Genomic DNA, 9,326 nt, shown 5'->3' with positions numbered 1-9,326 from the left:
ATGTAGGAACACAGGGGCTCTTCGCCCATATAGTTGTTGTTCATGGAATACGCCCTGGCCCGGCAGCCCCCGCAGACCTTATGGTACTCGCACACGCCGCATTTGCCCTCGTATTCGTCCTGGTTGCGGAATTGTTTGAATTGTTTGGCGTTGCGCCAGATTTCCGGGAACGGCGTGGTCCGCACATTGCCGCAATCCAGCTCCAGATAGCCGCATGGCTGAACCTGGCCGACATGGGAGATGAAGCAAAAGCCCGTTCCACCCAGACAGCCCCGGGTCATGGCGTCCAGGCCGAAGTTTTCCGGCGTGACCGGAATGCCCTCGGCCTTGGCCCGTTGGCGCATGATGCGGTAGTAATGCGGGGCGCACGTGGCTTTGAGATGCATCTTCGTGGTTTTGCGGAAATCGTAGAACCAGTTCAGTACGTCCTCGTAGTCCTGGGCCGTGATGACCTCGGCTCCGAGTTGGGCCGCTCGTCCCGTGGGCACGAGCAGGAAAATATGCCAGGCCGCCGCGCCGATGTGATCGCACAGCTCGAAAATCTGTTTGAAGCTGCCGAGGTTTGCCCGGGTCACGGTGGTGTTGATCTGGAAGGGGATGCCCGCGTCCTTGAGGTAGCCGATGCCGAGCATGGACGCGTCAAAGGCTCCGGGCACGCCCCGGAAATCGTCATGGCTGGCCGCGTCGGGGCCATCAATGGAGATGGAGCAACGCTGTACTCCGGCCGCGACCATTTTGGCCGCTGTTTCCGGCGTGATCAAGGTCCCGTTGGGAGACATGACGCAGCGCAGACCCTTGTCCGTGGCGTAGCGCATCAATTCGTACACGTCCTGGCGCATCATGGGATCGCCGCCAGTGAAAATAATGATGGGGTTGCCAACTTCCGGAAAGGTGTCGATCAGCGCCTTGGCTTCGGCCGTGTCCAACTCGCCCTCGTAGGGTTCCAGATGGGCCTCGGCCCGGCAGTGTTTACAGGCCAGATTGCAGGATCTGGTCACTTCCCAGGCGATAAGCTTACAAGCCGGCGTACCGTCGGCCAGGGTCGTGATCATGTTGCCGGGATGTCCGGAAGGATGGCCGTGGCCGTGCGGATGCCCTGCCATTGGGCCGTCCAGGGAAGCGGGCCTGGCGCCGTGGTGTGGGTGCTGTGTCATCGGATGTGTCCCGCCTTGAGCAGGTCTTGGGTGAAATAGGACAGGATCAGGTCGGCCCCGGCCCGTTTCAGGGATATGAGGCTTTCCAGGGCAACAAGGGTTTCGTCGATCCAGCCGAGCTGGGCAGCGGCCTTGATCTGGCTGTATTCGCCACTGACCTGGTATGCGGCCACGGGCAGGTCGAAGCTGTCACGGACCAGCCGGATGATGTCCAGATAGGGCAGGCCCGGTTTGACCATGAGGATGTCCGCGCCCTCGTCGACGTCCGCGGCCGCTTCGCGCAGCCCTTCGCGCCAGTTGGCCGGGTCCATCTGGTAGGTCTTGCGGTTGCCGAATTTGGGCGCGCTTTCGGCCGCATCCCGGAATGGGCCATAGAAGGCCGAGGCGTATTTGACCGCGTAGGACATGATCGGGGTGTTGGGGAATCCGTTTTCGTCCAGGGCGTGGCGGATGGCCGCCACGCGGCCGTCCATCATGTCCGAGGGCGCGATGATGTCCGCGCCAGCTTTGGCCTGGGCCACGGCCGCGCGGGCCAGGAGTTCCAGGGTCGGGTCGTTTTGGACCTCGCCCGATGGCGTGACCAGCCCGCAATGCCCGTGGGACGTGTATTCACACAGACAGGTGTCGGCGACCACGATCAGGTCCGGCCATTTGTCCTTCACCCGGCGGATGGCCGCCTGCACGATGCCGTTGTCGTCGTAGGCCCCAGAGCCGACCGGGTCTTTTTCCTTGGGGATGCCGAACAGGATCAGGCTTTGCAGGCCCGCGTCCACGGCCGCGGCAACCTCGGTCATGAGCTGATCCAGTCCGAACTGGAATTGGCCGGGCATGGACGCGATGGGTTTTCGGAAATCAGGATCGGTCTCGACCACGAAATAGGGCTGGATCAGGTCCGAGGCGCCCAGGCGGGTTTCCCGGACCATGTCGCGCAGGGTCGAGGACGAACGCAGCCGGCGGCCGCGATGGAACGTGTGCATGATGCCCTCCTACAGCTTTTCGCCGGTGATTTCCTCGTCCGTCAGGTAACAGGCCGGATCCTGGGCCCAGAAGTCATCGTAAAAGGCCTCGGCCCTGGCCCGGAAGTTGCCACCACAGATGTTCAGGAAGCGGCAGGAGGCGCAGCGGCCTTTGACATGCGGCCGTTTGTCCTTGAGCATGTGCAGGAGCTCGATTTTTTCGTCGACCCAGATTTCGGAAAACGGGCGTTCCAGGACATTGCCAAAGGTATGGTGGCGCATGAACTGGTCGGCGTGTACCGAGCCGTCCCAGGAAATACAGCCGATGCCCCGGCCCGAGGAATTGCCTTCGTTCATCTTGAGTAGTTCCAGCACCTCGGCCGCGCGCTTCGGGTCTTCCTTGAGTAGCCGGTAATACACATGGGGGCCGTCGGCATGGTTGTCCACGGTCAGCACTTCCTTGGAAAGCCCTTTGTCGTGCAGGGCGCGGGTGCGGTCCATGATCAGATTGACCGCGGCGCGGGTTTCGTCGTGATCCAGGTCTTCCTTGATCAGTTCGGAGCCACGTCCGGAATAGACCAGATGATAGAAACAGATGCGGGGCACTTCCAGTTGCTCGACCAAATTGAAAAGGTGAGGAATTTCCGCGACGTTGCGTTTGTTGATGGTAAAGCGCAGACCGACCTTCAGGCCTTCGGCCTGACAGTTCTCCACGCCCTTGAGGGCCAGTTTGTACGCGCCCTGCACGCCCCGGAATTGATCATGCACGGCTTCGGCTCCATCCAGGGAAATACCCACATAGGACAGACCGACTTCCTTGAGTTCCCGCGCCTTGGTCTTGGTGATCAGGGTGCCGTTGGTGGAAATGACCGCGCGCATGCCCTTGGACGTGGCGTACTTGGCCAGCTCGACCAGGTCTTCCCGAACCAGGGGTTCACCGCCGGAAAAGAGCATGACCGGGGCGCCGAATGCGGCCAGATCGTCGATCATGATCTTGGCCTGATCCGTGGAAATGGGATCTTTGTGGCTGCTGGGTTCCACGGCGTGGGCGTAACAGTGGACGCATTTCAGGTTGCATCGCTGGGTCATGTTCCAGACCACGACGGGTTTTTTATCCTTGGCGAACTGGAGCAGGTGGGATGGAAGCTGGGCGGAATCGCGTCCGTAGCGCAAGGCGTCGGAAGGTTCCACCGTGCCACAGTATAACTTCGAAATACCGATCATGATTGCCTCGTGTGAGCGAAAGCTCGGCTGGATGACACAAACCCGCCGCCGGATGGGCTTTCCGGACTGAATGGGTTCGAAAAAACGGAATCGAACGTTGCCCTAATGAGAATACTTGTCAAGTCAAGCCGGAGTGCCCTCGGCTTTTCGATGACTGGTGGTTGCGCGGGTCAGACGCGACCCATGAGAATGGCCATGACGATGGCCACGGCGACGGCCAGCAGCATGGGCAAGAGCAGGACGGCCAGGACCTGTTTGGTCGAAGCGCCGTGGACGTGGCGCAGGCCCAGAAATTTGTAGACCGTCATGCCAATCATGGCCATGGGCATGCCGATGAACGGCACGGCCATGAGCAGCATGGGGGCGGTGCTGTAGGCCTCGGCCCGGAACGTGCCTTCGAAGCCCTTGGTGTCGGCTTTGAACAGGCGCAGCAGGAGATGGTTGATGATGGTGTCCAGAATCAGGAAAAATGTCGCCTCGAAGGGATAGAGGATGAGAGCCAGGGCCGCCTGGGTGCTGTGCCCGAGGTTTTCGGTCAGGGCGCTGGGCGGCAGAATGCCCATGAGCTGCCAGATGGACTGGGTGACGGCCACGAACTGGGTGATGATCAGGAAGAACAGCAACGGTTTGACCAAGCCTTGTCCCACGGGCATGGCCTGGAAAAAGAGTTTGGGGTTGGACACCATGTCCAGGAATGTTTGGATGAAAGCCCGTGGATAGCCGGCCGTGGCCTGTTCCCAGGCTGGCAGCCGGGGGACGATTGGATCTTCCGGTGCCGGGCGCTCCGGAACGTCCTCCTCGTCGAGGGCTTCGAGTTCTTTCCAGAGATCTTCGTCGCGGGGTGCCTCGGCGGGTTCCTTGGGTGGAGAGGGCGGTTCGATGGGTTCCGCGGCCACAGGAACGGGTCGGTCCACGCGGTGTTCGGCCGGCTCCACCGGCTCTTCGGGTCGGGGGCGGGAAGAAACGGGCATTTCCCGAAATTTGAAGCGGTGCTTGCATTTGGGGCACGTCGCCATGACCGCCCGTTGGGGGAGGCTTGCTTCGTCGACATGCCGGCTGAATCCACAGTTGGGACAGGTGATGTTCATGGTGGGCGCGTTCTCCTGTTGCGGCAAGGCTGATACCCGCTCCGGACCTGATTAGCAACCGGGCCGCGCCTTGGAGAGAAAGAGATCGTCCCACAGATGGACGAAGAAGGCCACGACAAGAACGCCGCTGAAGTCCACGGGTCCGTCGGCATCGAATTCGGCCAGCAGATGGTCCGTGAATTCCGGACGGAAATACCCCTTGGCGCGAACTGTTTCGGCCGAAAGGACATCGCCGATCATGGTTCGGAATTTCTTCACGAACCATTTGCCGGGAGGCGCCAACGGCTGCTTGCGTCGGGCCGGGATTTCGGGCGGCAGAAACGACCGGGAGCAGCGTTTGAGCAGATATTTTTCGTTCAGCCCCCGCATTTTATAATGGTGCGGTATCCGGAACAGAAATTCCACGAGATGGTGATCCATGAACGGCGACCGCAGCTCCACGGAATTGGCCATGCTCATGGTGTCGGCTAGGGCCAGGGTCAGGTTGGGCAGCCTCATCCGGGTTTCCAGATACAGTGCCCGGTCCAGCAGCGGGCGCGAATCGGGCACGGAAGGTATGTCCATGGCCCGTTCGTCCAGGCGGGGCACGAGCCGGTCCAGAAAGGCGTCGGACAATAGTTGGCTTTTGAGTTGGAAGGCCTGAAATCTGTAGGGCAGGGCCGGATGGACCTCGGGATAGGCCTTGAGGCGGAGGTAGTGCATCCAGGCCTGGGCGGGAGTCAGGGTTGGATGGAGCCGGCGCAGCAGGTTGGCCCGGGCCGGCGTTTCGTGCCGACCAATGAAGGCCATGAGTTTTTGGAGCTTGAAATAGTCATAGCCGCCCAGGATTTCGTCGGCGCCATCGCCGGACAGCACCACCTTGAAACCCATGGAGCGGATTTGTTTGGACAATAAAAACAGGGGAAGGTTGAGCAGGGTGACCAGCGGCGTTTCCAGGTGCCAGATCAGGTCCGCGATTTCATGCTCTTCGATGGAGCACAAAAATTCGTGGTGGATCGTGCCGCAGTGCTCCGAGACCAGACGCGCGAAATGGCGCTCGTCGTAGCCCGCCTCCTCGAAGGTGATGGACAGGCTGTGGACCGGCGTGTCCGTCAATTTGGCATAGAGGGCGGTCACGCTGCTCGAATCGATGCCACCGCTCAGGTACGCGGCCACCGGTACGTCGGCCACCAGCCTGGCCCGAACGGCCTGGGTCAGGCGAAACTCAAGTTCCTCGGCGGCTTCCGCCATGGACAGGTCCGCGACGGGTTGTTCCAGGTCCAGGCGCCAGTATGTCCGCGCGTTCAGCCCGCCGCGTTCGTATTCGAGGATCGAGCCCGGCATGACCTGCTGGATACCATCCAGAAACGTGCTCGGGGCCAGGTTGAAGCCATAGTCCAGCATGCGGTCCATGGCCACGGGATTCATGGCGGCCTGGACTCCGGGAAAGCGGAGCAAGGCCTTGATTTCGGAGGCGAAAACCAGAGTTTGGTCCGCCAGCACAGTATACACCAGGGGTTTTTTGCCCAGCCGGTCGCGGGCCAGGGTCAACCGCTGTCGTTTTTGATCCCAAATGGCCGCGGCGAACATTCCGTCCAGCCTGGCCCAACAGTTTTCGCCCCAATGGACGTGGGCCGCGAGCAGTACCTCGGAGTCCGAGGCGGTCCGAAAAACGTGCCCCAGTCCGGTCAGTTCGGCGCGCAGCTCGCGGAAATTGTAGATTTCGCCGTTGACGACCAGGATCTGGCCGTGCTCGGCGTCCTGCATGGGCTGGTTGCCGCCGGCCTGATCGATGATGGCCAGACGCCTGGAGGCCAGGGCGCACAGGGTGTCCTGGTACAGACCTTCGTGATCCGGCCCCCGGTGGACCAGACGCGAGGCCATGGCGCGGATGATTTCAGAATCGGAGGGGTTCGGGCGGGGGTGAACAAAGCCGGCAATGCCGCACATCGGGCGTCCTTGGTCTTGGGTTTCGTATTCCGGGAGGCTAGGCAAAGACGCGCCTCCAGCGCAAGGGAAAATGCGCTGGAGGCGGGCTTGGTTCAGCGGGCGTAATAGGCTGCGGCGGGCTTGGGCATGATGGGCGGCTGGGTGTTCGAAATTTCGGCGAAGGCCGAACGGAACGAATCCAGAATGGTGATGACCTCGTCGATAATGGCCGTGTCCATTTTGAGGTTGGCCTGGAGCAGACGGTTATTGCAGTACATGTATAGGCCGTGCAGATTTTGGGCGATTTCCCCGCCCCGCTCCGTATTGAGGGAGCTGTCCAGCTCGGCGATAACGTCCAGGGCCTGGGAAATGAGAATCCCTTTCTGGGCGTAATTTTTTTCCGCGATGCGGACTTTGGCCTGTTCCAGAAAGGTGATGGCCCCGTCGTAGAGCAGGACCACCAGGTGTCCCGGACTCGTGGTCGTAACCTGGGTTTGCCTGTAGGCGTTGGCGGCTTTGTGCATGATGTCTCCTTATGAATTGGACAGACTTGAAATTTGGGAACTGAGCTGCGTCGACAGATTGTCGTAGGTGCCAAGAACCGCTTCCAGATTGGCGAAGCGTTGGCGGAGATTGCTTTCCAGCAAGGTCAGACGACGTTTTTCGTAGGCGATTTTTTCATCGATGGAGTCCATGATATCCTGATAGTTGTCTTTCAGAATATCCAGGGTTCCGGTTTCTGTGGCTGTCAACTTCTTGATTTCTTGATATAATTCCTCGGCCTTGCCGGATTTGATCTGAACTTGTCCCGAATAGTCGCCCGCCGTCAGGTTGAGGATCTCGACGGCCAGACCCTTGGCCGTATTGCCATCGCCCTGGGCCACGATTTTGTTGCCGTCGATGCTGGCCGCGTAGCCATTGATGGTCGCGGTCGTGATGGTGCCGCTGGCATCGACGGTGTAGGACAGGTCAAAATTGCCGGCTCCGGTCACGCCCTTGATGTAGGAGTCGAATTTGAAATTCGAGGACTCGACCGCCACCCCATCCACCATTTCCTTGGTCGAGGGGTACATGTCCGCGCTGAACAAGCGGGCCACAGCGTCGGGATCCGAGGACAGGGCCGAGCTGAAGGCGCTTTCGTCGAATTGGAGGAGTCCGAAATTCGGGGAACCTTCATTCGTGTCCGTGGTGATGCCAAGGCTTCCCAGGGACGTGACCGAATCCAGATCGTAGTCGAAACCCTGGCCTTTTTGGGCCAGGATGTTTTTGAGATTCTGCTGGATCATCTGCACGCCATAATTGCCGGTCAGGATGGAGCCGTTGGTGTTTTCGCCCACGGTCGTGACCTGGGTCTGCTCCTTGATCAGGGTCAGGACCTGGTTCACTCCGTCCACGAAGGTTTGGACCTTGTCCGTGATCGCTCTGGCGTCGATACCCGTGGTCAGGGTGGTCGATTCCCCGGCCTTGGTCAGGGTCATGGTCACGCCGGCGATGACATCGGACACGGCGTTGGTGGGGCGTTCGACATAGCCGTCGGTGGCGCCCAACACCTGGGTGAATTTTTCCGACTGAAGGGCCGCCACGCTGGTTCCGGGGGAATTGACGATGGAGATTTGATTGGCGGAACCGGCGTCGCCGGTGAGCGTGAATTCGAGGGCGCCCGAAGCGTTGGTCACGGCCTGGGCCTGGAACGTGGAACCCGGGAGTTCGGTTTGGACCGCCGTGGTCGCGGCCGTGGCCAAATCCGCGTATGTCGTGGTCGCGTCGAGTCCCACGGAGAAAATTTTGCCGGCATAGGCGAATTTAAATGTCCCGCCTGACGCGGCCACAATGGAGGTCGGCGTCTGGTCCGCGATGGTCGCGGTCAGGGTGTCGGCCGTGGGCGTTGGCGCGGTTGGCCAGCCATCGACAACCAGTTGGGAATTGCTGGCGTTCTGGGTTTCGATGAATCGGTCGCTGCCGAAGTTGGCCAGCAGATTGGCCGAGGTCAGATTTTCGTCGACGATGAAATCGTTGCCCGCGCCCAAATCCATGCCCCGAACCTGCAAACGGTAGCCGCTGCCGTCGTTGACGACGCTGGCCCGCACGGAATTGCGGTTGTCGGGATCGGTGTTGATCAGGTTCGCGAACTGGCTCAGGGTCGTGGTTCCGGTCAAATCCACGGAAATTTGCCGCGATCCGTACGTGAACGAAAATGTTCCGGCGTTTCCGTCGGTGACGACATCATCGGGGGAGGCAAAAATTGCCGCTCCCATGTGCATGTCCGTGCTGGCCAGGGAAATCACGTCCACCACGTGGGCACCTTCTTCCGCCGCGCTGCTGGCCACGGCCGTCATGGCTGTCGGGTTGGAGGAGTTGACGGTCTTGATCAGGAATTCGTCCGTGGTGTTCATGGATGAAAGCGTGGCGTTCAGGCTGAGCATGGCCGCGCTCAGGGTGTCGAACGCTTCGCTTTTTTGTTCCCATTCCGACCGCCACAGCTGCATGCGCTTGGTGGTTGTCTGTTCCACTTCCACCAGTTTGGTGACCATGGAATCGAAATCCGTGCCCGATCCCAAGCCTGTAAAGCGGATTGCTCCCGAGATGAGCGAGGATGTCAGATCGTCAGCCATACCTGCCTCTGGACCAAATGTTTCGTGTGTCGCGAAGATTTAAGCAATAATGATACCAGGATTTTGGGATGTGTAAAAAAAAGGCTGGGCCGCCCGCGCGACCCAGCCAAGAAACGGAATCAGTGCCGCGCCTACTAACCGCCGATGAGCTGCATGGCCATCTGCGGCAGGCTGTTGGCCTGGGACAGCATGGCCACCGCGCTTTGGGTCAGAATCTGGTTGCGCACGAAGTTGGTCATTTCCGTGGCCACGTCCACATCGGAGATGCGGGATTCGGCCGCCTGCAGGTTTTCCGCCTGGATGGTCAGGTTGGTGATGGTGTTTTCCAGACGGTTCTGGAGCGCGCCCAGGTTGGCCCGGATTGTATCCTTGGAGACAATCGCC

At 60.3% G+C, this 9,326-nt stretch carries 8 protein-coding genes; all 8 read right to left on the bottom strand.

Going from position 1 to position 9,326, the window contains the following annotated elements; genetic code table 11:
- Positions 1 to 1,052 (bottom strand): heme b synthase (ahbD, locus tag EOL86_09770; GenBank protein ID NCD25859.1); only part of this gene is annotated, 1,052 nt, incomplete at its 3' end.
- Between the two features lie 98 nt (positions 1,053 to 1,150).
- The gene (gene hemB, locus EOL86_09765) at positions 1,151 to 2,131 is read right to left on the bottom strand and encodes a porphobilinogen synthase (protein ID NCD25858.1); all 981 of its coding nucleotides are present in this window, start codon (positions 2,129 to 2,131) and stop codon (positions 1,151 to 1,153) included.
- 9 nt (positions 2,132 to 2,140) lie between these two features.
- Positions 2,141 to 3,334, bottom strand: coding sequence for a 12,18-didecarboxysiroheme deacetylase (gene ahbC, locus EOL86_09760; protein NCD25857.1), 1,194 nt, complete (start codon positions 3,332 to 3,334; stop codon positions 2,141 to 2,143).
- A gap of 170 nt (positions 3,335 to 3,504) precedes the next feature.
- Positions 3,505 to 4,422: a hypothetical protein gene (locus EOL86_09755; GenBank protein ID NCD25856.1), complete on the bottom strand. Its 918-nt coding sequence runs from the start codon at positions 4,420 to 4,422 to the stop codon at positions 3,505 to 3,507.
- Positions 4,423 to 4,473: 51 nt separating this feature from the next.
- Positions 4,474 to 6,351 carry an asparagine synthase (glutamine-hydrolyzing) gene (gene asnB, locus EOL86_09750; GenBank protein ID NCD25855.1) on the bottom strand — a complete coding sequence of 626 codons (1,878 nt, stop codon included), beginning with the start codon at positions 6,349 to 6,351 and terminating at the stop codon, positions 4,474 to 4,476.
- Positions 6,352 to 6,443: 92 nt separating this feature from the next.
- Positions 6,444 to 6,854, bottom strand: a complete 411-nt coding sequence (gene fliS, locus EOL86_09745) for a flagellar export chaperone FliS (protein NCD25854.1) — start codon at positions 6,852 to 6,854, stop codon at positions 6,444 to 6,446.
- A gap of 9 nt (positions 6,855 to 6,863) precedes the next feature.
- Positions 6,864 to 8,942, bottom strand: coding sequence for a hypothetical protein (locus EOL86_09740; GenBank protein NCD25853.1), 2,079 nt, complete (start codon positions 8,940 to 8,942; stop codon positions 6,864 to 6,866).
- Positions 8,943 to 9,076: 134 nt separating this feature from the next.
- A partial coding sequence (locus tag EOL86_09735) for a flagellin (protein NCD25852.1) occupies positions 9,077 to 9,326 on the bottom strand: 250 nt, incomplete at its 5' end.

The organism is Deltaproteobacteria bacterium (assembly GCA_009930495.1).
Classification (GTDB): Bacteria; Desulfobacterota; Desulfovibrionia; order Desulfovibrionales; family Desulfomicrobiaceae; genus Desulfomicrobium.
This window is presented reverse-complemented; position numbering and strand designations above follow the sequence as displayed.